The 20,867-nt window shown below is 71.3% G+C and carries 21 protein-coding genes; 16 read left to right on the forward strand and 5 right to left on the reverse strand.

Translation table 11 applies throughout. The features are described 5' to 3' along the window. Positions 1 to 110 precede the first annotated feature (110 nt). The 6 genes from Ani05nite_RS23555 to Ani05nite_RS23580 all read left to right on the forward strand — a co-directional run bounded on the left by Ani05nite_RS23555 (position 111) and on the right by Ani05nite_RS23580 (position 3,721). Positions 111 to 914 carry a class I SAM-dependent methyltransferase gene (locus Ani05nite_RS23555; protein ID WP_203771507.1) on the forward strand — a complete coding sequence of 268 codons (804 nt, stop codon included), beginning with the start codon at positions 111 to 113 and terminating at the stop codon, positions 912 to 914. Between the two features lie 9 nt (positions 915 to 923). Then, positions 924 to 1,271, forward strand: coding sequence for a hypothetical protein (locus tag Ani05nite_RS23560; RefSeq protein ID WP_203771508.1), 348 nt, complete (start codon positions 924 to 926; stop codon positions 1,269 to 1,271). Between the two features lie 310 nt (positions 1,272 to 1,581). After that, positions 1,582 to 1,989 (forward strand): DUF6232 family protein, encoded by a 408-nt coding sequence (locus tag Ani05nite_RS23565; RefSeq protein WP_203771509.1) that lies wholly within the window; start codon positions 1,582 to 1,584, stop codon positions 1,987 to 1,989. A gap of 223 nt (positions 1,990 to 2,212) precedes the next feature. Continuing rightward, positions 2,213 to 3,112 carry a helix-turn-helix domain-containing protein gene (locus tag Ani05nite_RS23570; RefSeq protein WP_203771510.1) on the forward strand — a complete coding sequence of 300 codons (900 nt, stop codon included), beginning with the start codon at positions 2,213 to 2,215 and terminating at the stop codon, positions 3,110 to 3,112. A 123-nt stretch (positions 3,113 to 3,235) separates the two neighbouring features. After that, entirely contained in the window at positions 3,236 to 3,418 is a 183-nt protein-coding gene (locus Ani05nite_RS23575; protein ID WP_203771511.1) for a DUF397 domain-containing protein, read from the forward strand. Between the two features lie 105 nt (positions 3,419 to 3,523). Continuing rightward, complete coding sequence (locus tag Ani05nite_RS23580; RefSeq protein ID WP_203771513.1) at positions 3,524 to 3,721, forward strand: DUF397 domain-containing protein; 198 nt, start codon at positions 3,524 to 3,526, stop codon at positions 3,719 to 3,721. Positions 3,722 to 3,766: 45 nt separating this feature from the next. Here Ani05nite_RS23580 and Ani05nite_RS23585 read toward each other — a convergent pair whose 3' ends face one another. Then, entirely contained in the window at positions 3,767 to 4,636 is an 870-nt protein-coding gene (locus Ani05nite_RS23585) for a PAC2 family protein (RefSeq protein ID WP_203771515.1), read from the reverse strand. A gap of 167 nt (positions 4,637 to 4,803) precedes the next feature. On the opposite strand from Ani05nite_RS23585, the gene metH reads away from it, so the two are divergent. From metH to Ani05nite_RS23610, 5 genes are all read left to right on the forward strand, one after another. Then, positions 4,804 to 8,328, forward strand: a complete 3,525-nt coding sequence (metH, locus tag Ani05nite_RS23590) for a methionine synthase (protein WP_203771517.1) — start codon at positions 4,804 to 4,806, stop codon at positions 8,326 to 8,328. Positions 8,329 to 8,621: 293 nt separating this feature from the next. After that, positions 8,622 to 9,635, forward strand: coding sequence for a hypothetical protein (locus tag Ani05nite_RS23595; RefSeq protein WP_203771519.1), 1,014 nt, complete (start codon positions 8,622 to 8,624; stop codon positions 9,633 to 9,635). 87 nt (positions 9,636 to 9,722) lie between these two features. Continuing rightward, complete coding sequence (locus Ani05nite_RS23600; RefSeq protein WP_203771521.1) at positions 9,723 to 10,229, forward strand: DUF2690 domain-containing protein; 507 nt, start codon at positions 9,723 to 9,725, stop codon at positions 10,227 to 10,229. Next, positions 10,226 to 13,081, forward strand: coding sequence for a carbohydrate-binding protein (locus tag Ani05nite_RS23605; RefSeq protein ID WP_203771523.1), 2,856 nt, complete (start codon positions 10,226 to 10,228; stop codon positions 13,079 to 13,081). Before Ani05nite_RS23600 ends, Ani05nite_RS23605 begins: the two co-directional genes overlap by 4 nt. A gap of 127 nt (positions 13,082 to 13,208) precedes the next feature. Then, positions 13,209 to 14,066 carry an arginase family protein gene (locus Ani05nite_RS23610; protein ID WP_203771524.1) on the forward strand — a complete coding sequence of 286 codons (858 nt, stop codon included), beginning with the start codon at positions 13,209 to 13,211 and terminating at the stop codon, positions 14,064 to 14,066. Positions 14,067 to 14,400: 334 nt separating this feature from the next. On the opposite strand, the gene Ani05nite_RS23615 is transcribed toward Ani05nite_RS23610, so the two are convergent. Then, positions 14,401 to 14,880, reverse strand: a complete 480-nt coding sequence (locus tag Ani05nite_RS23615; RefSeq protein ID WP_203771525.1) for an AAA family ATPase — start codon at positions 14,878 to 14,880, stop codon at positions 14,401 to 14,403. A gap of 32 nt (positions 14,881 to 14,912) precedes the next feature. Here Ani05nite_RS23615 and Ani05nite_RS23620 point away from each other — a divergent pair, with 32 nt between their 5' ends. Then, positions 14,913 to 15,527, forward strand: coding sequence for a LysE family translocator (locus tag Ani05nite_RS23620; protein ID WP_203771526.1), 615 nt, complete (start codon positions 14,913 to 14,915; stop codon positions 15,525 to 15,527). 161 nt (positions 15,528 to 15,688) lie between these two features. Here Ani05nite_RS23620 and Ani05nite_RS23625 read toward each other — a convergent pair whose 3' ends face one another. From Ani05nite_RS23625 to hpt, 3 genes are read right to left on the reverse strand one after another with little or no spacing between them, the layout of a single operon-like run. After that, positions 15,689 to 16,207, reverse strand: a complete 519-nt coding sequence (locus Ani05nite_RS23625) for a pyridoxamine 5'-phosphate oxidase family protein (protein ID WP_203771527.1) — start codon at positions 16,205 to 16,207, stop codon at positions 15,689 to 15,691. Further along, positions 16,198 to 16,902 carry an HAD family hydrolase gene (locus Ani05nite_RS23630; protein ID WP_203771528.1) on the reverse strand — a complete coding sequence of 235 codons (705 nt, stop codon included), beginning with the start codon at positions 16,900 to 16,902 and terminating at the stop codon, positions 16,198 to 16,200. Before Ani05nite_RS23630 ends, Ani05nite_RS23625 begins: the two co-directional genes overlap by 10 nt. After that, positions 16,899 to 17,453, reverse strand: a complete 555-nt coding sequence (gene hpt / locus Ani05nite_RS23635; RefSeq protein WP_203771530.1) for a hypoxanthine phosphoribosyltransferase — start codon at positions 17,451 to 17,453, stop codon at positions 16,899 to 16,901. Before hpt ends, Ani05nite_RS23630 begins: the two co-directional genes overlap by 4 nt. Positions 17,454 to 17,603: 150 nt before the next feature. Here hpt and Ani05nite_RS23640 point away from each other — a divergent pair, with 150 nt between their 5' ends. The 4 genes from Ani05nite_RS23640 (at position 17,604) to Ani05nite_RS23655 (ending at position 20,865) form a co-directional block, all read left to right on the forward strand. After that, the gene (locus tag Ani05nite_RS23640; RefSeq protein ID WP_203771532.1) at positions 17,604 to 18,383 is read left to right on the forward strand and encodes a hypothetical protein; all 780 of its coding nucleotides are present in this window, start codon (positions 17,604 to 17,606) and stop codon (positions 18,381 to 18,383) included. Positions 18,384 to 18,519: 136 nt separating this feature from the next. Then, positions 18,520 to 19,482, forward strand: coding sequence for a CDP-alcohol phosphatidyltransferase family protein (locus Ani05nite_RS23645; protein WP_203771534.1), 963 nt, complete (start codon positions 18,520 to 18,522; stop codon positions 19,480 to 19,482). 105 nt (positions 19,483 to 19,587) lie between these two features. Next, positions 19,588 to 20,301, forward strand: a complete 714-nt coding sequence (locus Ani05nite_RS23650) for a spermidine synthase (protein WP_203771536.1) — start codon at positions 19,588 to 19,590, stop codon at positions 20,299 to 20,301. A gap of 18 nt (positions 20,302 to 20,319) precedes the next feature. Continuing rightward, on the forward strand, positions 20,320 to 20,865 hold the full coding sequence (locus Ani05nite_RS23655) for a hypothetical protein (RefSeq protein WP_203771538.1): 546 nt from the start codon (positions 20,320 to 20,322) through the stop codon (positions 20,863 to 20,865). The last annotated feature ends 2 nt before the right edge of the window (positions 20,866 to 20,867 follow it).

Here is a 20,867-nt window from a genome sequence, read left to right on the forward strand (position 1 = left end):
ACCTCCAGACCCTAGGTTCCTAGGATGACTGACGCGGCGTGTCCCGGTCGACAGCGACACGCGGCGAAATCCGGTCGACCGGCGGCCGGGCGGCATCGACGATGGTCGGCATGCTGAGCCCGGAGATCGCCGCCTACTACGAACGCGGCGGCGAGCACGAACGCCTTGCCGCCGGCGCGGGCCGCCTGGAGTTCCTGCGTACCTGGGACGTGCTGGCCCGGGTGCTGCCGCCCGCGCCGGCCCGGATCGTCGACGTGGGCGGCGCCACCGGCGTCTACGCCGGCCCGCTGGCCGAGGCCGGCTACACCGTCCGGGTGGTGGATCCGGTTCCGGCGCACGTGGCGGCGGCCGGCGCGCTACCGGGGGTGAGCGCCGTCCAGGGCGACGCGCGCGACCTGCCCGAGCCCGGCGCGAGCGCGGACGCCGTGCTGCTGTTCGGACCGCTGTACCACCTGCCGGAGCGGGCCGACCGGATCACGGCGTGGCGGGAGGCCGCGCGGGTCGTGCGCCCGGGCGGGGTGGTCGCCGGCGCGGTGATCAGCCGTTTCGCGTCCCTGCTGGACGGATTCGTCCGGGGCTACCACGCCGAGCCGGAGTTCCCGCCGATCGTGCGGCGCGCGCTGCGCGACGGCGTGCACCGCAACGCCGACGGCCAGTCGCGCTGGTTCACCAGCGCGTACTTCCACCGGCCCGAGGAGCCGGCCGCCGAGGCGACCGGCGCGGGTCTGGCCGGGGCCCGCACGGTCGCCGTCGAGGGACCGGCCTGGCTGACCGGCCCGCGGCTGACGGAGTTCCTCGCCGACGAGCGGCTGACCGGCATCATGCTCGACCTGCTGCGCGCGGTCGAGGACGAGCCGAGCCTGCTCGGCGCGAGCAGCCACCTGCTGACCATCGCCCACCGGCCCGCCCCCTAAGCTGTCCGCGTGGAAGCATTGCGGTTGATCCTGCGGTACGCGCACCTGATCGGTTTCGCCCTGCTGCTGGGCGGCGCGATCGCCCAGTTCGTCTCCGGCAAGCTGCGGATCAACCCGGCGATGCTGTGGGGCGCCATCATCCAGGTGCTCACCGGCGTGGCGCTGTCCGCGCCGCTGCGCGGGGGCGGCGACGACGAGCCCAGCCCGGTCAAGCTGGCCGTCAAGCTGGTGATCGCGATCATGATCTTCGTGATGGTGTTCATCCCGCGCAAGCGGGCCGAGGTGAACCGGGGGCACTTCCTCGGCATCATCGCGTTGACGCTGGTCAACGCCGCGGTCGCCACCTTCTGGCACTAGCCCTTCAGGACGGCAGCGCGAGCTCACCGGAGGCAGTCCCGGACCGGCGCCCTGATCTGCGCACGCGCGTGAGGTGCAGAGTCTGTTGCGGACGGCCCCGAGCGACGGTAGCGGGGATCGGGCCACGGGCCGGTGCGGTTTTCTATCTGCAGTACGGCAGATAGAAGTCTGGCGATCAACCCTATATCGGTCACATAATTGCGGTGCGTCACCTCATGGAGACGTAACGCAGTCAGGCAGGCGCCCAGCTACCGTCGACCGCCGGTCCTGAATACCCGTCTCCTTCCATATGCCTCTCGAAGGAGGAGCAATGAGGGTGTTCTACAGAGGGCCACGGGCATTGATCACTTCGGACACCATCACCGTGGCCCGGTCCACATCGATCAGCTATGTCCTGGCCGACCTCATTGACCTCCATCTGGTCGTGCAGCGGAGGGGGCCGGAGCCCCTCGGCAGTCGCGCTATGGGGGTGTCTGCGCTGGTCGGAGGCATCGTCACGGTGCCCGTGATGGGGCCGGTATCACCCCCGTTGACCGTGGCCATGGTGGGCGCGCTTCTTCTGTGCGCCTTCATTTGTCTGCGGATCGATCCGCCGGCACATCACGAACTCGTGGCTACCTACCGCGGGCGACGAGTCGTCATCTTCGCCTCCGACGACCCGCGGGAGTTCGGACAAGTGTGCCGCGGGGTCCAGCGGGCAATGGAGCGACAACGCTGATTGCGCTGCAGCTGTCTGCCATATAGCAGATGCTCACGCTCGGCAGGAAGAAGGACGCGAGCAACCGTAACCCTCGCGGGCCGAGCTCGTTTCTGAGAGGGTGAGACCCGCGCAGGAGCGTGCCATGCGGCCGCGTAACTGCTATGTTGCTGTCAGCAACGTAGCAGGCTGGCGTCTCTCTCCTCATGGGGGCGCCCGTCGTGTCTTGGCGAGGCAAGGTGGCATGGAAGCCGCGAGCGTGGAACCGCCCGCTGTCGCTCGACAGCGTGTGCGTCGCGCCCTGCGCAACGCCCGGCTGGAAACCGGCCTGGTGCAGGGCGATGTCGCTCGACGGCTGAACTGGTCACTGTCCAAGGTGCAGCGTATCGAGAGCGGCTCCGTCGCCGTCTCGGTCACTGATCTTCATGCGCTCCTCGGCGTCTACGGCGTCGATGACGAAGGCACCGTCGAGTCGCTGGCCAGAGATGCGGCAATCTCGCGCCGGCAGCGGTGGACAGTGCCGGCCGCGCACCGCGAGCACCTCACCCCCGGGCTCCTGCAGCTGCTCCAGTTCGAGGGCCAGGCAACGGTCATTCGTGCCTATCAGCCGTTCACCTTCCCGGGCGTCCTGCAAACTCCGGCTACCGCTGAATACGTGTTGGGCTGGTTCAGTGAAAGCCTGACCGAGGACGACCGCAAGGTCCGTCTGGACGTCAGAATGGCGCGGTCGAAGCGGATCGTGGAAGACGATCGGGCGCCGACCTACCTGCTGATGTTGGATGAGGCGGCGCTCAGCAGAGAAATCGGCGGCCGCGCCATCATGGCCGAACAGCTCGAAGCGGCCATCGAGTTCGCGCAGCGGCCCAACATCCACATCCGCATCGTACGGCTGGCCGAGGGAATGCATCTCGGGATGCTCGGTCCTTTCACCCTTCTTGATCTGAGCGACGACGACATCGGGGACGCGGTTCTCTATCGCGAGTTCTACACCTCCGACAACATCAGCCAGGATGACAAAGACGTCGCCTACTACCGCGCCAGATTCGAGGCCGCCTGGTCGCGTTGCTACGACGAAGCCGACTCGCTCCGACTCATCCGCGCCGCGGCAGCCGCACTGCGCGCGTCCCTGGTAAGAGATCGCTGACGGCGGCCGCATGCGAGTCGTTGACGCCTCCGTCGTTGCATCCGGAGCCTCCTTGATCACGCGAAGGCCGCGTGCTTCGGCCCGATTTGCCGACGATGTGAGGAGAGCGAGTTTTTGACATCCATGGACTGGATCAAAAGTTCCCGTTGCGCCGACAGTGCGTGCGTAGAAGTAGCCAGAGTCGGCGACGGTGTGATCGGCCTGCGCGATTCCAAGTGCCTTGAACAGCCTTTTCTCCGCTTTGATCGAGCCGTCTGGTCGGCCTTCGTCGACGGCGTCAAGGCCGGTGACTTCTCCGAGCGGTAGGTGACGAATGGGCGTCCCGGGCAAGTGGGACGCCCATTTATCATTTCTGAGTTCAACCTTTGCAGGCCGGCACGTACGCTGTTTAGTCCCGAGGTCGGAGGCGTCATGGCGCAAAACGAGCTCAGTTCGCTACGGTGGATCCGTCGATGCGCGGATCATGCCTGTGTCGAAGTAGCGCTGTACCGCGAGGCGGTTCTCATGCGCGACAGCAAGGACAACGACGGCCCCATGCTGACATTCACGCTCGAGCAGTGGACCGCATTCCGGGCCGGGGTTCGTGCCGGCGAGTTCGACCGCGGTTGATCGAGGGCACGGCCCCGCACCCAGGGGAGGCCGTGCCGACCATCATTACCAGGAGCCGGCGGTCGGTCCGGCCGAGCCGCCCCGCCGCCGCAGGTACTTCTCGAACTCGGTGGCGATCTCGTCCCCGGTCAGCGGCTTGATCCCCTCGTCGCCGACCCGTTCCTCCAGCTCGCGGACGTAGTCACCGAGCTCGGTGTCCTGCTCGGCGGCGGCCCGCACGCGCTTCTCCCACTCGTCGGCCTCCTCGGCCAGGTCGGCCAGCGGCACGGGCAGGTCCAGCACGTCCTCCAGCCGGCTCAGCAGCGCGAGGGTCGCCTTCGGGCAGGGCGGGTTGTTGGCGTAGTGCGGCACGTGTACCCAGAACGACAGGGCGTCGACGTCGGCGCGGTCGGCCGCCTCCTGCAGCACGCCGACGATGCCGGTCGGGCCGTCGTAGCGGGTCGGGACGACCTTGTACTTCTCCGCGACCTCCTGCTCCGACGCCGACCCGCTGATCGGCAGCGGCCGGGTGTACGGCACGTCCGCGAGCAGCGCGCCCAGCAGCACGACCCGGTTGACCTCCAGGCTGTGGCAGACCTCGAGGATCTGCTCGCAGAAGGTGCGCCAGCGCATGCTGGGCTCGATGCCGCGGATCAGCACCACGTCGCGGTCGGTGCCGGGCGGGCTGGCCACGCTGAACCGGGTGGTCGGCCACTCGATCTTGCGGGTCTCGCCCTCGGTCATGGTGATCGTCGGCCTGCTGACCTGGAAGTCGTAGAACTCCTCGGGATCGATGGTGGTGATCTCGCGGGCCTGCCAGACCTGCTCGAGGTGCTCCACCGCGGCCGTCGACGCGTCGGCCGCGTCGTTCCACCCTTCGAAGGCGGCGATCGCCACGGGGGAGCGCAGCAGGGGTAGACCGTCGAACTCTGTCACGGTGCCAACCTTTCGTACCTCACGTAGGCAAAGCCTACGTGTCCGCGTCTGATCCCACCCGGCGGCCGCGCCGACCCCCGGCTTCGCGTGGAGAGCCCGGTCACAGTGTGTCCACCTGTCGGACTCCGACATTCGGTACCGGGGCCCTGTGCGATTAGCCTGGCAAGGTGCCGAACTCCTTCCTTGCCGCGCTGACCGATCGCATCCTCGTCGCCGACGGGGCGATGGGCACGATGCTGCAGGCCGCCGACCTCGACGTGGACACCGACTTCCAGGGTCTCGAGGGGTGCAACGAGATCCTCAACGTGACCCGTCCCGACGTGGTCCGGGGCGTGCACGAGGCGTACCTGGCCGCCGGGGCCGACTGCGTCGAGACCAACACCTTCGGCGCCAACCTCGGCAACCTGGGCGACTACGACATCCAGCACCGGATCCGCGAGCTCTCCGAGGCGGGTGCGGCGGTCGCCCGGGCGGCGGCCGACGGCTTCTCGACCCCCGAGCAGCCCCGGTACGTGCTGGGCTCGATCGGCCCCGGCACCAAGCTGCCCACGCTGGGGCACACCCACTACACCACGCTGCGCGACGCGTACCACGAGAACGCGGCCGGCCTGGTGCTCGGCGGCGCCGACGCGCTGATCATCGAGACCTGCCAGGACCTGCTGCAGACCAAGGCCGCGGTGGTCGGGGCGCGCCGGGCGATGACCGAGGTCGGGCGCACGGTGCCGATCATCTGCCACGTGACCGTGGAGACCACCGGCACGATGCTGCTGGGCAGCGAGATCGGCGCGGCGCTGACCGCGCTGGAGCCGCTCGGCATCGACCTGATCGGACTCAACTGCGCCACCGGCCCGGCGGAGATGACCGAGCACCTGCGGTACCTGTCGCAGTCGGCGAAGGTGCCGGTCTCGGTCATGCCGAACGCGGGCCTGCCGGTGCTGGCGGCCGGCGGCGCGTACTACCCGTTGACCCCGGACGAGCTGGCCGAGGCGCTGGACCGCTTCGTCCGCGAGTACGGCGTCGCGCTGGTCGGCGGCTGCTGCGGCACCACGCCCGCGCACATCGAGGCGGTCGTGAACCGGGTCCGCGGGCTCAAGGCGGCGCCGCGCGGGCCGCAGCACGCCCCGGCCGCGGCGTCGATCTACCACGAGGTGCCGTTCCGGCAGGACGCCGGCGTGCTGATGATCGGCGAGCGGACCAACGCCAACGGCTCGAAGGCGTTCCGCGAGCCGATGCTGGCCGGCGACTGGCAGGCCTGCGTGGAGATCGCCCGCAGCCAGGCCCGCGACGGCTCGCACCTGCTGGACCTGTGCGTCGACTACGTCGGCCGCGACGGCACCCAGGACATGCGTGAGCTGGCCGGCCGCTTCGCCACCGCGTCGACCCTGCCGATCATGCTGGACTCCACCGAGCCGCAGGTGGTCGAGGCCGGCCTGGAGATGCTCGGCGGCCGCTGCGTGGTCAACTCGGTCAACTACGAGGACGGCGACGGCCCCGGCTCCCGGTATGCCCGGATGATGCCGATCGTCAAGGAGCACGGCGCCGCGGTGGTCGCGCTGACCATCGACGAGGAGGGCCAGGCCCGCGACGCCGACTGGAAGGTGCGGGTGGCCTCGCGGCTCATCGAGGACCTGACCGGCACCTGGGGCATGAACCTGTCGGACATCCTGGTCGACTGCCTGACGTTCCCGATCGCCACCGGGCAGGAGGAGACCCGCCGCGACGGGTTGGAGACGATCGAGGCGATCCGGCGGATCAGCGAGCTGTACCCGGGGGTCAACTTCACCCTGGGCGTCTCCAACATCTCCTTCGGCCTCAACCCGGCCGCCCGCCAGGTGCTCAACTCGGTCTTCCTGCACGAGTGCGTGCAGGCCGGGATGACCAGCGCGATCGTGCACGCCAGCAAGATCCTGCCGATGTCGAAGATCCAGGACGAGCAGCGCGAGGTCGCGCTCGACATGATCTACGACCGGCGCCGTGAGGGCTACGACCCGCTGCAGAAGTTCCTCCAGCTCTTCGAGGGCGTCGACGTCACCTCGGCGCGCGAGTCCCGCGCGCAGGAGCTGGCCGGGCTGCCGCTGGAGGAGCGCCTCAAGCGCCGCATCATCGACGGCGAGCGCAACGGCCTCGAGGACGACCTGCTGGAGGCGCTGCAGACCAAGCCGGCCCTGGCCATCGTCAACGACGTGCTGCTCGACGGCATGAAGACGGTCGGCGAGCTGTTCGGCTCGGGGCAGATGCAGCTGCCCTTCGTGCTGCAGTCCGCCGAGGTGATGAAGGCGGCGGTGGCCTTCCTCGAGCCGCACATGGAGAAGAACGAGGACGAGGAAGGCAAGGGCCGCATCGTGCTCGCCACCGTCAAGGGCGACGTGCACGACATCGGCAAGAACCTGGTCGACATCATCCTGAGCAACAACGGCTACGAGGTCGTCAACATCGGCATCAAGCAGCCGATCAACGCGATCATCGAGGCGGCCGAGCAGCACCAGGCGGACGCCATCGGCATGTCCGGGCTGCTGGTGAAGAGCACGGTCGTGATGAAGGAGAACCTGCAGGAGATGGCGACGCGGGGCGTCGCGGCCAAGTACCCGGTCATGCTGGGCGGTGCGGCGCTGACCCGCGCGTACGTCGAGGACGACCTGCGCTCGCAGTACCAGGGCGAGGTGCACTACGCCCGGGACGCGTTCGAGGGCCTGTCCCTGATGGACAAGGTGATGACGGCCAAGCGCGGCGGCGCCCCGGTGATCGACCCGGAGCGCGAGGCGGCGCTGGCCGCCCGCCGCGCCCGCCGCGAGAAGCAGCGCGCGATGGTCACCGACAACCTGCCGCCGCTGGACGACGCCTCGGTCCGCTCCGACGTGGCGACCGACGTGGACATGCCCCGGCCGCCGTTCTTCGGCACCCGCGTGGTCAAGGGCATCCCGCTCAACGACTACGCCTCGATGCTGGACGAACGCGCGACGTTCCTGGGCCAGTGGGGCCTGAAGGCGGCGCGGGGCGGCAGCGGCCCGTCGTACGAGGAGCTGGTCGAGACGGAGGGCCGGCCCCGGCTGCGCTACTGGCTGGACCGCCTGACCGCCGACAAGGTCCTGGAGGCGGCGGTCGTGTACGGCTACTTCCCGGCGTACTCCGAAGGCAACACCCTGGTGGTGCTGGACGAGAACGGCACGGCGGAACGGGCCCGGTTCACCTTCCCCCGCCAGCGCCAGGAGCGGCGGCTGTGCCTGGCCGACTTCTTCAAGCCCCGCGGCGCCGACGGCGAGCTCGACGTGGTCGGCCTGCAACTCGTGACGGTGGGCCAGCCGATCAGCGAGTACACGGCCAAGATGTTCGCCCGCAACGAGTACCGCGACTACCTGGAGGTCCACGGCCTGTCGGTCCAGCTGACGGAGGCCCTGGCCGAGTACTGGCACCGGCGCGTCCGCTCGGAACTGATCCTGCCCGGCGGCGCGACGGTGGGCGTCAACGACCCGTCGGACCTGGCCGGCATCCTGAAGAACGACTACCGGGGCTGCCGGTACGCGTTCGGCTACCCGGCCTGCCCGGACCTGGAGGACCGGGCGAAGGTGGTGGACCTGCTGGACGCGGGACGCATCGGGGTGACGCTGTCGGAGGAGTTCCAGCTGGAGCCGGAACAGTCGACGGACGCGATCATCACGCACCACCCGGACGCCAACTACTTCAACGCCAAGTAGTCGCTGGACCCCTACTGAGCGGTGTGGCCGGACACCGAACGCATCGAGTACGGCGACCGGTGGGAACTGGTCACCCGCGACCAGGTCGACGGGTGCGCGGCGATGGTGGTCGTGATGAGCCCGGCGGCGGAGGCGTCCCAGCATGTCGGCAACGAGCTGTCCCGCGCGCCTTGGGGGCGTCCACGCGTTCGACGCCCGCAACGGTGAGCTGCCCGACGACCGGTTCGTGGACCGTCTGACCGCGCTGTGCACGACCGCGGCCGCGGCTGTCACGCCGGGCAGCGCGGGGTGGGGTGGGCAAGACGCAGCTTGCGGCCGCCTACGCGCGGTTGCGGATCCGGCACGGCTGGCCGGTGGTGGTGTGGGCGAACGCGGAATCCGAGGGCGGCGTCGTCGCTGCGCTGGACGAGCTGGCCACGGCGGCCGGGGTGCGTGAGCCCGGAGCCGACCCGCAGGTCGCGGCGCGTTCGGGGTTGCGCTGGCTGCGCACCCAGCCCGGGCCGTGTCTGCCGGTTTTCGACAACGCGGTGGATGCCGACGTCGTCCAGGAGTGGACACCGGCGTTCGGGAAAGTGCACACGGTCGCGACGACCACCCACCGGGTGCTGGACAGTCTCGGCCCGTTGATCGACGTCACCCTGTTCACCCCGGACGAGGCCGTGGACGATCTGGCCCGGCGGATCGGGCTCGACGACCGGGCCGGGCCGCCGCTACCCGAGCTACCGGCAGTACGTACGGGCCATGAACCAGATGGACGCCAGCCGCCTGCGGCCCCGCACCAAGGGCGACCCGTACCCGCACGGCCTCGCCGAGGCCGTCCTCTGCTCAGCCTGGATGACCGACCAGGGCGAGCAGGCCCGCCGGATGCTCGACCGGCTCGCCGTCCTGTCCCCGACCGGCGTCGACCGCCACCTCGCCACCTCGCCACCGCCGCGGAGCCGTCCCCCGATCCCGATGAGCCGGCCGACGTCGACGCCGTGGTCGCGATCCTCACCGGACGGTCGCTGACCGTGCCGGCCGACGACACCGACCATCTCGTCGTGCACCGGCTCGTCCAACGCGTCGTCCGTGAAATCCTGAGTGAGACCGGCACGCTGGATGCCGTCGTCATCCGGGCGGCCGACTCGGTGCACGCGGCGGCCGAGGGGACCAGCCGACATTGGCGCGACCGCGCCCTGCTTGTCGAGTACAGCGAACAGGCACAGGTTCTGCTCACCCACGCTGTCGGGGACCCTGCTCGCCAACGGGTGCTGAACCTGCTGACGTGGATGCTCTACTGGCTGAACGAGGCCAGCACCTTCACCTGATCATTTCAGCTTCGGCTGAAACGTATTGCTCCCCACCCGGGCCGATTGCGACAGTCCGCCCATCAATCGGTGCGTCGGGGAGGACTCATGCGACATCGAAATCTGGTCACGATGGCGGCATCAGCCATCGCGGTGGCGACGATCATGGTGGGTGCGGCCAGTGCGGCGGCGGCCGGACCCGACCGGGTCGCCGAGGCGCCGGCGGCGGCCCTGGCCTCCTGCAGCGGAGAGTCCTGCCGCGGCAAGGTCGCCGCCGAGCAGGGCTGCGCCGCCGACGCGTATCAGGTGGCCGGCGTGGCGGTCGAGGACGTACCGCCGGGGGCGCCGCCCGCTCCGCACGCCCTGCTCTACTATTCGCCGGCCTGCGACGCGGCCTACGGGTACTACTGGAGCGGGAACGACGGCGATCAGAGCAACATCCTCGTCCAGACGCTGTACCCCTACGGCGGCGCGCCGTTGCCGGAAGACGAGATCGGTTATCCCAGCAGGGGACGGAACACCTTCTACACCAAGATGGTGCCCTGGGGCTTCTCGATCAGGGTCTGCATCCGGCCCCTCCCGAACGGTAACGACAAATGCACCGAGTGGCGATGACGATGCGAAAGAACTCGATCGGCATCCTCGGGATCCTGGCGCTGCTGGCCGGGTCGGCCGCCGCGACGTCGGCGCAGGCCGCGCCCGCCTCACCGACCGCTGCGGGCGTAGCCTTCGCGGCGCCGGACAACGCCCTCGGCGATGATTGGCAGACCTCGTCGGACACCGCGGTCGCCGGGGTCGGCGACACCGACGGGTTCCATCTGTACGTGGCCCGCGAGGCGGCCGCCTTCCGGTGGACGCCCCTGGCCACCCTGCGGGCCTCCGGCACCGACCTGGGCGCCTGGACCGGCTACGTGTGCACCACCGGTTCCGGCCGGTACGCGGTCGCCGTCTATGCCCCGGTCATCGCCACCAACCGACCGGCCGCGACGATGGCCGGCGCCTTCGCGTCGGTGGTGGACCTGGCCACCGGCACGGCCCGGCACCTCGTCACCGGGGTGCAGCTGGCCTACTTCAACCCGGCCTGCGGCCCGTCGGACCGGGTGCTGCTGACCCGGGCCGTCGGCCGCGAAGGGGAGCGGACGGACCTGCTCGCGGTCGACGCGGTCACCGCCGAGGTCGAGTCCACCCGCCGCATCGACCGGCAGCTCACCACGCCGACGCCCGCGCCGGACGGCGACTACGGCATCGCCGGTGGCCGACTGGTCAAGGTCGGCGCCACGGGTCGGCTGACCGCCGTGGCCACCCCGGCCGGGCAGCCGTTCGCCGTGGAGGCGACCTCCGGCGGCGCCGTTGACCTGGTCTCCGTGCGAGGCGAGCAAGCAGTCGCCCAGCGCTGGCAGGGGGGACGGCTCACCCGGACCGGCACCGGGCCACGGCAACGGTTGCAGCTCTTCCGCGGCGCCGGCGGCAACCGCCTGGTCGGCGACGTGACGAAGGTCCGGTCCGGGGTGCCCGGCCTGAGCACTCTGCGGGCGGAGCGCCCGGTGCGGGCCGTCTCGGCGCAGGGACACCTGATGGTCGAGCGCGTCGCGCCCACCGACAAGGCGGTCGAGTTGACCACCCGGGCGGCGCACAGCGGGCGCGAGATCAACGGATCGATCAGCGCCGGCGGCGGGCCGACGCTCAGCGTGCCGCTGCCCGGCCGGCCGGCGGCGAAGGCCGGCCCGGCCGTGCGGGCGGGTCCGGCGGCGAGGCTCGCCGAAGACGCGCCGGCGTGCGCGGTCCCGCGCAACAATCCGTCGGTCCAGCCGCTCCAGCCCAGTTACAACATGGTGGAATGGGCGGTCGAGCAGGCGGTGCACGGCCAGCTCCTGGTGCAGCGCCCGGCGAACTACCTGAAGACCGGGCTGAACGCCTATCAGCCGCAGGTCCGGTTCCCGCCGCATCAGGTGGCCTACGGCGGCACCGTGCCGTCCCAGCTGATGATGGCGATCCTGTCCCAGGAGACGAACATGGCCCAGGCGTCCTGGCACGGGGTGCCCGGGGACACGGCGAACCCGCTGGTCTCCGACTACTACGGCAATCGCGACGCCAACGGCAACAGCAACATCGAGGTCATCGACTATACGAAGTCCGACTGCGGATACGGCATCGGCCAGGTGACCACCGGGATGCGGGCGGGGGAAACCGTCTTCACCCCGGAGGACAAGGTGCGGATCGCGGTCGACTACGCCGCCAACATCGCCGCGGCGATGAACATCCTCATCGACAAGTGGAACCAGCTCAACCAGGACTCCGGCGGGCGCAACAAGCTCAACGACGGCGACCCGCGGTACATCGAGAACTGGTACGCAGCCGTCTGGGCGTACAACAGTGGGTTCTATCCCTATGCCGAGCGGGCGTCGCACGGGGGGAACTGGGGTGTGGGATGGTTCAACAATCCGGTCAACCCACGGCTGCCGGCCAACCGCCCCCGGTTCCTGGCCGATCCGGACGACGCCTCCCATCCGGGCGACTGGACCTACCCTGAATTGATCATGGGCTGGGCCGAGACGCCGCAGTGGTACTGGCTGGGCAACGAACGGCTCTTCAAGTACTCCAAGCCCGCGTTCGGCTCGTCCGGCAAGCTGATCCTGCCGAACATCTATTCCTTCTGCACGTCCGCCAAGTGCGTGGAGGGACTGCCGGCCAATCCGTGCCCGGACCGGAACGAGAACTGCTGGTGGCACGGAGAGACGTTCTGGGCGATCTGCTCGAGCGCGTGCGCCACCGAGCGGCTCACCTACCCGCTGGGCAGCGCGGAGCGACCTCTCCAACGCTCTTACGGCACAGATTGCGGCAACTTCACCGGCGACCGCGAGCCTCGCAAGATCGGGCCGCCGCTGATCGTCTACACGCTCAACGAGACCGGTCAATACAACCTCGGGTGCCCGATCGGCCCCAGCGACGGCAAGTTCACGCTCCGGCTGGGCAACCCGGCGGGTGGATACGCCAACCCGGTGGACCCGACATGGAGGTTCGCCCAGATCGATCTGCATCAGCTGGGCGCGGGTCACAAAGGGCACATGTGGTTCACCCACGTCTACAAGCCCGACTACCCCGACGGCGACTCGAACGCCAAGCACCAGATCGTCGCGACGTGGAGCCCCGACCTGCCCTATCCCGACGACACGCGCTACGACATCGTGGCGCACCTGCCCAGCCACGGCGGGGAGTGGGACACCTCCCGGTACTACATCTGGCCGGACCCGAAGGGTGTGGTGCCGAAGATCTGCTCGATCGACCAGAGCACCAACGGCGCCGACAGGTGGAAGTATCTCGGCAACCTGCCCCTCAAGAAGGGCGCCCGGGTGCAGCTGAAGAACGTTGCCGCCGGCGCTCAGGGGAACATCGACATCGCGTTCGACGCGGTGGCGTTCATCCCGACCGGCACGACCGACGCCCAGGTGTGCAACGCCGACTACTGATCGGTGGTGAGCCCGGTGGTCCTCGTTTCGGCGAGGGCCGCCGGGCTGGTCGTGGGCGACCAGGACCGGCCCGGCTCGATGTCCACGGACCGGAAAAGTGTCGTACCGCCGGGCCATCCTGGACACCATGAATCGACAGTGGAGTCTGATCGGGGCGCCGTCCAGCGCCGGCGCGCACACCCCCGGCGTCGAGCAGGCGCCGGGCGCCCTCCGCGCCGCCGGCCTGCTGCGATCCCTGGACGGGGTCACGGATCTCGGCGACATCCCGGGCTTCCGCTGGCGGCCGGATCCGTCCCGCCCGACAGCCCAGAACGCCCCGACCGTGGCCCGCGTGGCCCGCGACGTGGCCGCCGCTGTCGCCGCCGTTCCCGGCACCCCGCTGGTGCTCGGCGGCGACTGCACGGTGACGCTCGGCCTGGTCGCCGGCGCCGGCGCGCCGGCCCTGGTGTACGTCGACGGCGGCCCGGACCTCTACACGCCGCAGACCCGCCTCAACGGCAATCTGGACGCGATGGGCCTGGCCCACATGCTCGGCCTCCCCGGCGCCGCGCCCGAGGTCGCCGCGGTGGGCGGCGCCACGCCGATGCTGACGCCGGACCGGGTCGTGGTCTACGGCGACGACCTCCCCGTGGGTGACCCCGAACGCGATCTGGTGGACAGCCTCGGCCTGACCTACGTGCCCGGCTCGGAGGTGCACGCCGACGCCGCCGCGGCCGCCGGCCGGGCCCGGGCGGCGGCGGAGGGCGCGGCCGACCACTTCGTCGTGCACTTCGACGTCGACGTGCTGGCGTTCGGGGCCGCGCCGTTCGCGGACGTGCCCGAGCCGCTCGGCCTCAGCCTGGACGAGGCCGGCACCACCCTGTCCATCCTCGCGGCCAGCCCGCGGTTCGCGGGGCTGAGCATCACCGAGGTGAACCCGGACCACCTGCCCGAGCCGACCGACCTGCAGCCGCTCATCGCCATGCTCGCCAAGGCCCTGCAATGAGCGACGGCCCAAGGCGAAACGGGGGCAAGGTGAGGGCGGCCGAGACGAGGGCGGCGGCCAGGATGAACAGGCGGCCGAGAGGAAGGGCGGCCGAGAGGAAGGGCGGCCGAGGTGACCGGCGCCGTGCGCAGTGAGGTCCTCTTGCTCGGCGGCCGCTCCGGAGCCGGCAAGAGCACCATCGCCGTCGAGATCCACGTGCGGTTGTCCGCCGCCCGCGTCCAGCACTGCCTCATCGAGGGCGGCGCGGGAGCTCGAGCGGGAGAGCCCGGACTGGGTGCACCGGGTCGCCACGGACAGCCGGACGGTCGCCGGCCTCGCCGCCGCGATCGTCGCGCTAACCGGGTGGGCGGACTAGTGCCTCCAGTTGCCGGACGACCTCGTCCAGCGGCGCCGACGCGTCGATCGCGGCGGTCGCGGTGGCCCGCAGCAGCGGCTCGACGTGGGCCAGGTGGTCGAGGACCGCCGCGCGTTGCTCGGGGCTCTTGCCGTACGGGTTGCCGGTGCGCGCCGCGATCCGGGCCAAAATCACCTCGGCCGGCGCGCTGAGCAGCACCACCTCGTCGAACAGCGGATAGAACGTGCCCTGATTGCTCTTGCAGCCGGCCACGAACAGATGTCCCGGGCCGGGCCGGGACAGCAGGCCGGTCATCTCCGGTTCGCGCCAGATCCAGTCGGCCGAGCCGTCCGGCCGCGTCACCCAGCGGCTCCACCGGTCGGTGTCCGTGTCGACGGTCCGGTGCCCGTGCGCGGCCAGGACGCCCAGGGCCGTGGACTTGCCCGTGCCGGACATCCCGGTGATCAGGATCGTGGCCATCCGCCGAGCTTAGGAGGCGGTAGCTTGGCGGCGTGACGGTGCTCGGCAGCCTCGGATCGTTCGTCGTGGTGGTGGGAGTTCTGACCCTGACCCCGGGGATGGACACCGCGCTCATTCTGCGTACCGCCGCCGTCGGCGCCCCGCGCCGCGCCTGGGGTGTCGTGGTCGGCATCCAGGCCGGGACGCTGGTCTGGGGGGTGTTGACCTCGGCCGGCGTCACGGCCCTGCTCACCGCCTCCCGGCTCGCCTACGACGTGCTGCGCTGGGCCGGGGCCGCCTACCTGGTCGGGCTGGGGCTGAGCATGCTGTGGGGCGCCCGCCGCGGCCGGCCCGAGCCGGCGGCCGCGGGGGACGCGCCGGGCTGGCGGCGTGGGCTGCTCACCAACCTGCTGAACCCGAAGATGGGCGCCTTCTACGTCGCGTTGCTGCCGCAGTTCATCCCGCCGGGCGTGCCGGTCTTCGCCTTCGGCGTGCTGCTGGCGGTGGTCCACATCGGGCTGGGCACCGCCTGGTCGGCGGTCCTGGTCGGGCTCGCCCACCGGATGCGGGCGGTGCTGCGGCGGCCGGTCGCCCGCCGGGTGCTGGACCGGATCGCCGGTACGGTCATCGCGGCGTTCGGTGTGCGGCTGGCATTGAGCAGCGGCTGACCCGGCACACCTGGCGGCGTGCCAGGCCGTCGCGGCTCTCGGTGTGCGGCCGGCCCTGAGCCGCGGCCGGCCCTGAGCAGAGGCCGGCCCTGAGCAGAGGCCGGCCCTGAGCAGAGGCCGGCCCTGAGCAGAGGCCGGCCCTGAGCCGCGGCCGACCCGGCTCACGCCGGCCCGGGCCGCCACACCTGGCGGGGTGCGAAGCCGTCGCGGCGCAGCCAGTGTTCGGTGTAGACGATGCGTTCCGCGGGGATCACCACCAGCGGGCCCCGCGGCGGGTCGTCCAGCGACCGGGACCGTTCCACGTGGTCGGACTGCCAGCGCACCGCCGGCCAGTACGCGCCGTACTCCTCGTCCGCGTCGGTCAGCACCCGGGCCCGGCCGAAGATCTGCGCGCCGCGGCTGCTCGCCTGGCCCACCAGCGGCGCGAAGACGCCCACCGAGACCCGCGGGTCGGCGGCGATGTTGCGCAGCTTCGGCGAGCCGGCGGCCGCGGTGAACAGCAGGGTGAAGTCCAGGTGGAAGTAGCGCACCGGGGTGGCCAGCGGGCCGGCCGGTCCCGCGGTGGCCAGCACGCACATGTTCTGCGACGACAGCAGGTTGAGCACGCGTTCGGAGAGCCGGGCGTGGTCCAGGCGGGCGGTCGGCGCCGGGCCGGACAGCCACGGGTTGGTCACGGGCATGCGCGGTCCCGGTCCAGCACGGCGAGCAGCTCGGTGAGCTCGGCCACGGCCAGCTCCGGCACGTGGGTGTCGGGGTCGTCGCGGTACGCCGCGGCCTGCGGGTAGCCGGCGTTGGTCACCAGCACCGGGCGCATGCCGGCGGCGGCCGCGCCCGTGTGCTCGCGGCTGCCGCCGTCGCCGACGTACCAGCACTGCGCGGGCGGCACGCCCAGGCGCCGGGCCACCGTGGCGTAGAGCCGCTGGTCCGGCTTGCGGCAGCCCTCCCGCCAGGAGAAGACCGGCACGTCGATCAGCGGCGCGAACGGCGTCCGCGGCCAGCTCTCGGCCAGCTCGCTGCTGCAGTCGGAGATCAGCCCGAGCCGCAGGCCGCGCTCGCGCAGCGCGGCCAGCACGGTCAGGGCGCCGGGCCGGGGCGTGCGCACGGTGGCGGCGCCGGCCAGCTGCACCGCCGTGGCCGCCTCCAGCGCCTCCGGGGCGGGGGAGACGCCGCAGCGCAGCGCCATCGTCCGTAGCGTGGCGCGGGTGCCGCCGAAGACCCCGGTCGCCCGTTCGCCGAAGGTGGCCGACATCGCCGCCCGGAAGGCGTCCGCGGGCACGCCGAGCGCGGCGGCCGTCGCGGTGAAGGCCGCGAGGCGCCCGGCCTCCGCGGCCGGGTCGGTCAGGGTGCCGAAGAAGTCGAAGACGACGGCTCTCATCGCACGGCGTGCGGGGCCAGCACGGCCGCGCAGCGCAGGTTGCGGTAGCGCCCGCGGTAGTCCAGGCCGTACCCGACGATCAGGCCGGCCGGCACGTCGAAGCCCGGGTAGATCGGCACGCCGAGCTCCGGGGTGTCCGGCTTGCGCAGCAGCGCGGCCACCGCGATCGACGCGGGCCGGCGCTGCCGCAGGTTCGCGATCAGCCAGGACATGGTCAGGCCGGTCTGGATCACCGTCTCGACGATGATCACGTCGCGGTCCGCGATGTCCAGATCAAGATCCTTGAGCAGGCGTACGGAGCCCGAGGCGCGCTTGCTCGTCGTGTACGACCGGATCGCCATCCAGTCGATCTCCACCTGGCTGTCCAGGGCGCGGGCCAGGTCCACGGTGAACGTGGCCGCCCCGCCGAGCACGCCCACCAGCACGATGTCGCGGCCCGCGTAGTCCCGGCCGATCTCGGCGGCCAGCCCGGCCACCCGGGCCCGGATCTCGTCCTCGGTGAGCAGCACGGACTCCAGGTCACCCGCGACGTGGTCGGCGTCCACCGTCATCCCCCTGAGTTGTCGCCGTGCCCCGCAGCCCCCCGCGAGGTCACGCCGGAATCCTGACACGCGCGGGCGCGCGCGCCAACACACGTCCAGCCCCCGGGTGAGGCCGGCGATTCGCCCCCGTCCGCCCTGGCCAGGCGGCAGACTGCGGGCATGCCGCGGCTCCCTTTCGCCCCGGTGGCGGCCGGCTACGTCGCCGTCGTGGCGCTGCTCACAGTCGCCGGCCGGCTGGCGCCCCGGCACGCGGATCTGGCGGCGTTCGTGGCGCTGGCCGCGACCCTGCCGACCGGCCTGCTGTACCCGCTGCTGGCCCTGATCCCGGACCACCACGGCTGGTACGCCCTGCCCCTGCTCGCCGCCGGGAACGCGTTCGTGCTGCGGTCGCTGCGCCGGGCCGTGCCCCGCGATCCGGTCGCCCGCGGGGTGGAGGACCGGCTGCACCTGGCCCTGGTCTCGACCCGGCTGGCGGTCACGCCGATGATGCGGCCCGGGCGCCGGCGCGAACGCAGCCTGTTGCTGCGCGACGTGCCGATCGAGTTCCCGCGGCTGGTCGGCGTCTACCGCGACCTCTGGCACGACGCCGGCCTGCGGGTGCGCCAGCAACAGGAGCCGCTGGCGCTGCGGGCGTACGACCGGGAGGGTTACGAGTTCTCGCTGGAGGCCGGGCCCGGGGTGTTCGGCGACGCCATTCTGCGGGTGGCCGCGCCGCCCGGACGGCGGTGGGCCTTCGTGGCGGGACTGGCGACCGGGGCCGTGCCGTGCGTCACGGCGGCGTTGTCCGCGACGTACCCGGCTCTGCTGCTGACCGGCTGCGGCGCCCTGGTCGGCGGGCTCGCCTGCCTGGTCGTGCCCCGGACCCGGGCCTTCGGCCGCGGGTTGCTGACCGGCGGCGTGCCGGCGCTGGCCGTTCTCCTGGTATATGCGGCGGCGTGACGGACTGTGGCCGGGTAGGCGCATTGCACCGCCGTTTGTCCAGATTCTCGGGCTGCTTTCGCTGCCCGTAATAAGACTGCTGTAATGTCCGCGCGTCCCACTATTCATGTATTCATCACCTCGGTGGAGTCGTGGCATGGCACAACGGTTCACGCTGGACGAGATCCGGACCCGTACGTACAAGGACCGCGACGCCTGGTGGACCGTGTGGCTCGTCGACCCGCTGGCATCGCGGCTGGTCTGGCTGGTGGCCCCGCTGCGGTGGGTCACGCCGAACCTGCTGACCATGGGCGCGTTCCTGCTCGGCTTCGTGGCCGCCTACTGCTTCCTGCAGGGTGACTACCCGTGGCTGGTGGCCGGCGCCGTGGTCTTCCACGTCAGCTTCGTGCTCGACTGCATGGACGGCAAGATCGCCCGGCTGAAGGGCACGGGCTCGGTCTTCGGCGCCTGGCTCGACTACGTCTTCGACCGGCTCCGCGTGGTGACCTGCGCGGTGGCCCTCATGGTCGGCCAGTACGAGCGCACCGACAGCATGGTCTACCTGTGGCTGGCCGGCCTGGTCATCTTCCTGGACATGTTCCGCTACCTGAACGCCCTGCAGATGGGCAAGGTCAAGGGGGACATGCGGCGCAACCTGGAGGCGGCGCGCGGCGAGGGCCCCGGCGGCCCGGTGGTCGTCGAGGAGACCAGCGCCGCGCAGCCGGTCGGCGTGGCCGACGGCGGGAGCGGGCAGCCGGTGGTCGACGTCTACGGCGAGTTCCGCGCCAAGCTGGGCCCGCTGGTCAAGGTCCGCAACTTCCTGGCCGGCCAGCGCATCCGGGCGCACCTGTTCAGCGGCATCGAGTTCCAGATGTTCGTCTTCATCCTGGGCCCGCTGACCGACCAGGTCGTCTTCTTCACCGTGCTGTCCGCGGTGCTGCTCGCCGCGTTCGAGCTGCTGCTGATCTACAAGCTCTACAGCGCGACCAAGGTCTACGGCCGGGAGCTGGCGAAGATCGGCGCGTCCGAGGCGGAGGCCGAGGCGGCCGCCGTCGCGGCCGGCGTGGGCACGCAGGACGACGAGGACGACGAGCTGGCCCCGCAGCGCATTTCGGCCTGAGGCCCGGGCGGGTCGCCGCGGCCGGCCGGCCGGCGTGGCAAGCTGACCGGCCATGAGCGTATCCGCGGTGACCGCCGGGCCCCCGGCAACCAGGACGGCGGCCGCGTGAGCGCCCGGTTCGAGGAGCTGGCCTGGCGCGAGACGCCGATCGGCGAGATCAGCCTGCGCCGCCGGCGCGATCCGCGGCTCGGGGTCGACGTGTACGAGGTCAAGATCAACGACGAGTACCTGATGTCGAGCCTGTTCACCGTGGCCGAGATCGAGCTGGCCCGGCTGGGGCTGGCGGCGCTGCCGGCGGACGCCCGCCCCGACGTGGTGGTCGGCGGGCTCGGCCTCGGGTACACCGCGCGCGCCGTGCTCGCCGATCCGCGGGTGGCCTCGCTGCTGGTGGTGGACGCGGTCGCCGAGGTCATCTCCTGGCACGAGCGGGGGCTGCTGCCCGAGGCGGCGGCGCTGGTCAGCGATCCGCGCAGCCGGCTGGTGGAGGGCGACTTCTTCGCGATGGCGGCCGGACCGGAGGGCTTCGACCCGGCCGCGCCGGGCCGGCGCTTCGACGCGATCCTGCTCGACGTCGACCACAGCCCGCGGCACGTGCTCGCCCCGGCCAACGCGGCGCTCTACACCGCCGACGGGATGCGCCGGCTGCGCGCGCACCTGCGGCCCGGCGGCGTCTTCGCGCTGTGGTCCGATGACCCGCCGGACGCGGACTTCGCGGCAGTGCTGGCCGAGGTCTTCACCGCGTCGACCGCCCACGTGGTGTCGTTCGCCAACCCACTGACCGGCGGAGAGTCGGCCAACACTGTATATGTAGCTACATAAGCGGGCATACTGGCGCTCGTGGACGACCACCCTCTCGAACCCGGCGAGGACGCCACGACGTTCTTCCAGCCCCGCGCGGAGGTCTTCGTGACCATGCTGTGGGTGTGCGCGGCCGTCTGGTTCCTGTGCCGGGTGCTGTCGCTGCTGGTGCAGCTGCTGCTGGGCGACCGGCCGACGATCGGCGAGCTGGTCCGGGTCGCGGAGAGCCTGCTGATCGTGCCGGTCGTGGTCGCCGCCCTGGTGCTGCTGGTCGCCTGGAACCGGCTCGGCTGGATGAAGAGCTCCGTGCACGGCCTGGAGTTCGCGGCGACCGGGCGGCGCGGCGTGCGCCTGCCCTGGGCGTCGATCGCCGCGGTCGGGCTGCGGCGCTGGGGGCCGTTCACCGAGCTGGTGGTGACGCCCACCGACATGGCCGAGGTGAGCGAGCTGCCGGGCCCGGGCCGGCGCCCGCGGGTGCTGCGCCGCGAGTCCGGCTCGGCGTTCCTGATCGACGTCGGCATGATGTCACCCGGGCCCGAGACGCTGCTCGCCGAGCTGCACCGGCGCATTCCGTCCCGGGTCTGACC

Source organism: Actinoplanes nipponensis (assembly GCF_016862275.1).
Taxonomy (GTDB): Bacteria; Actinomycetota; Actinomycetes; order Mycobacteriales; family Micromonosporaceae; genus Actinoplanes; species Actinoplanes nipponensis.

Excerpts from the sequence above, each read along its gene's own strand:
- Ani05nite_RS23600 (WP_203771521.1), top strand. The coding sequence starts at position 9,723 with ATGCGACATCGAAATCTGGTCACGATGGCGGCATCAGCCATCGCGGTG.
- Ani05nite_RS23575 (WP_203771511.1), top strand. The coding sequence starts at position 3,236 with ATGGACTGGATCAAAAGTTCCCGTTGCGCCGACAGTGCGTGCGTAGAA.
- Ani05nite_RS23580 (WP_203771513.1), top strand. The coding sequence starts at position 3,524 with ATGGCGCAAAACGAGCTCAGTTCGCTACGGTGGATCCGTCGATGCGCG.
- Ani05nite_RS23615 (WP_203771525.1), bottom strand. The coding sequence starts at position 14,880 with ATGGCCACGATCCTGATCACCGGGATGTCCGGCACGGGCAAGTCCACG.
- Ani05nite_RS23570 (WP_203771510.1), top strand. The coding sequence starts at position 2,213 with ATGGAAGCCGCGAGCGTGGAACCGCCCGCTGTCGCTCGACAGCGTGTG.
- Ani05nite_RS23625 (WP_203771527.1), bottom strand. The coding sequence starts at position 16,207 with ATGCCCGTGACCAACCCGTGGCTGTCCGGCCCGGCGCCGACCGCCCGC.
- Ani05nite_RS23640 (WP_203771532.1), top strand. The coding sequence starts at position 17,604 with ATGCCGCGGCTCCCTTTCGCCCCGGTGGCGGCCGGCTACGTCGCCGTC.
- Ani05nite_RS23610 (WP_203771524.1), top strand. The coding sequence starts at position 13,209 with ATGAATCGACAGTGGAGTCTGATCGGGGCGCCGTCCAGCGCCGGCGCG.
- Ani05nite_RS23555 (WP_203771507.1), top strand. The coding sequence starts at position 111 with ATGCTGAGCCCGGAGATCGCCGCCTACTACGAACGCGGCGGCGAGCAC.
- Ani05nite_RS23645 (WP_203771534.1), top strand. The coding sequence starts at position 18,520 with ATGGCACAACGGTTCACGCTGGACGAGATCCGGACCCGTACGTACAAG.
- hpt (WP_203771530.1), bottom strand. The coding sequence starts at position 17,453 with ATGACGGTGGACGCCGACCACGTCGCGGGTGACCTGGAGTCCGTGCTG.
- Ani05nite_RS23605 (WP_203771523.1), top strand. The coding sequence starts at position 10,226 with ATGACGATGCGAAAGAACTCGATCGGCATCCTCGGGATCCTGGCGCTG.
- Ani05nite_RS23565 (WP_203771509.1), top strand. The coding sequence starts at position 1,582 with ATGAGGGTGTTCTACAGAGGGCCACGGGCATTGATCACTTCGGACACC.
- Ani05nite_RS23630 (WP_203771528.1), bottom strand. The coding sequence starts at position 16,902 with ATGAGAGCCGTCGTCTTCGACTTCTTCGGCACCCTGACCGACCCGGCC.